Origin of the sequence: Variovorax multivorans, assembly GCF_051216835.1 — a bacterium.
Classification (GTDB): domain Bacteria; phylum Pseudomonadota; class Gammaproteobacteria; order Burkholderiales; family Burkholderiaceae_C; genus Variovorax.
On the sequence record NZ_JBPJZL010000047.1, the window covers coordinates 1 to 2,219 of the forward strand.

The following is a 2,219-nucleotide window of genomic DNA, read 5'->3' on the forward strand; positions in this document are numbered from 1 at the left end:
AAGCGGACGGGCTCGAGCAAGCTCGATCCCTATGCCGAGAAGCTCGCGACCTGGCTCGCGATCGAGGCCACCAAATCGCGGAAACAGCGGCGCAATCTGCGGCAGATCCACACAGACCTGGTCGCGCTGGGCTTCGACGGCTCGTACGGCCGCGTGGCGGCGTTCTACCGGAAATGGCAAGCCGATCGCCAGGAGACGCTGCGTGTTGCCGGCCGCGGCACGTTCGTGCCCTTGGTCTTTGGCCCCGGAGAGGCATTCCAGTTCGACTGGAGTGAGGACTGGGCTGTGATCGCCGGCGAGCGCACCAAGCTGCAGGTCGCGCATTTGAAGCTCAGCCATAGCCGAGCATTCAGCGTGCGCGCTTACCTCCTGCAGACCCACGAAATGCTGTTCGACGCGCACAACCATGCCTTCCGCATGCTGGGCGGCGTGCCCAAACGTGGGATCTACGACAACATGAAGACGGCCGTGGACAAGGTCCGCACCGGCAAGGATCGGGACGTCAACGTCCGATTCAGCGCGATGGTGAGCCACTACCTCTTCGAAGCCGAGTTCTGCAATCCGGCGTCAGGCTGGGAGAAGGGCCAGATCGAAAAGAACGTGCGTGATGCCCGGCATCGCCTCTGGCAGCCCGTTCCGGCGTTCTCGACGCTCGCCGAGCTCAACGATTGGCTTGAAGTCCGCTGCAAGGCGCTGTGGAAGGAGATTGCCCACGGGCAACTGCCAGGCACTGTCGCGGATGTCTGGGCTCAGGAAAAACCCTTCCTGATGCCTCCGCCGCCTGCGTTTGACGGCTTCGTGGAGCACACCAAGCGTGTCTCCCCGACTTGCTTGATCACCTTCGACCGGACGCGCTACAGCGTCCCCGCATCGTTTGCCAATCGGCCGGTCAGCTTGCGGGTGTACGCCGACCGATTGGTGGTGGCAGCCGAAGGCCAAGTGATATGCGAGCACAGCCGGGTCATCGACCGGCGACACGACGTGACTGGCCAGACCATCTACGACTGGCGCCACTACCTGGCTGTGCTGCAGAGGAAACCTGGGGCACTCAGGAATGGCGCACCGTTTGCAGAGCTGCCGACGCCGTTCAAACGGCTGCAGGCGACGCTGCTCAAGAAGCCTGGGGGTGATCGAGAGATGGTAGAAGTTCTGGCGCTGGTGCTGCATCACGAAGAGCACATGGTCCTGGCTGCGGTCGAGGCGGCGTTGGACGCTGGCGTTGCGACCAAGACGCACGTCCTGAACATCCTGCATCGCCTGGTCGACGGAAAGTCTGCAGTTCCAGAAGTGATTGCGCCACAGGCCCTCAAGCTCTCCACAGAGCCGAAGGCAAACGTCTCGCGCTACGACTCACTCCGGGACGCGCAGCCGCGCAAGGGGGTACGTCATGGCACATGATTCGACGACGATGGCGATCGTCACCCTGTTGAAGAGTCTCAAGATGCATGGCATGGCCCACGCGGTGTCGGAGCTGGGCGACCAGGGCGTCCCTGCCTTCGAAGCGGCCCAGCCGATCTTGTCGAAGCTGCTCAAGGCTGAAACGGCAGAGCGCGAAGTGCGCTCACTGGCCTATCAGATGAAGCTGGCCAAGTTCCCCGCTTACCGGGATCTGGTCGGATTCGACTTCGGGCACAGCGAGGTGAACGAAGCCACGGTGCGCCAACTGCACAGATGTGAATTCCTCGACCAAGCGCACAACGTTGTTCTCGTTGGTGGGCCCGGAACAGGAAAGACCCACCTTGCAACCGCAATCGGGGTGCAGGCCATCGAGCATCACCGTCTCCGTGTCCGGTTCCTCTCCACGATCGAACTGGTCAATGCTCTTGAAGTGGAGAAGTCCAACGGAAACACTGGCCAGATTGCCAACAAACTACTGCACGTGGACTTGGTGATCCTGGATGAGCTGGGCTACCTGCCCTTCAGCGAATCAGGAGGAGCACTTCTGTTCCACCTGCTGTCCAAGCTCTACGAGAGGACCAGTGTCGTGATCACCACGAACCTCAGCTTCGGGGAGTGGGCTAGCGTCTTTGGTGATGCGAAGATGACCACTGCGCTGTTGGACAGGCTGACGCATCGGTGCCACATCCTGGAGACCGGAAACGACAGCTTCAGGTTCAAAAACAGTTCTGCAAAGCCTCAACCTAAAAAGGAGAACACCAAGCACTTATCCACACCGTGAAGCCTTCAAGCTCACAAAGCGGGTGGGTCAGTATTCAATG

Annotated in this window: 2 protein-coding genes; both read left to right on the forward strand. The window is 60.8% G+C overall.

Annotated elements, in window-relative coordinates; translation table 11 throughout:
- On the forward strand, positions 1–1,398 hold a 1,398-nt coding region (gene istA / locus ACSFCA_RS36465; RefSeq protein WP_435462995.1), incomplete at its 5' end, for an IS21 family transposase.
- Complete coding sequence (gene istB / locus ACSFCA_RS36470; protein ID WP_435462994.1) at positions 1,388–2,179, forward strand: IS21-like element helper ATPase IstB; 792 nt, start codon at positions 1,388–1,390, stop codon at positions 2,177–2,179. The genes istA and istB, both read left to right, overlap by 11 nt.
- Positions 2,180–2,219 lie beyond the last annotated feature (40 nt).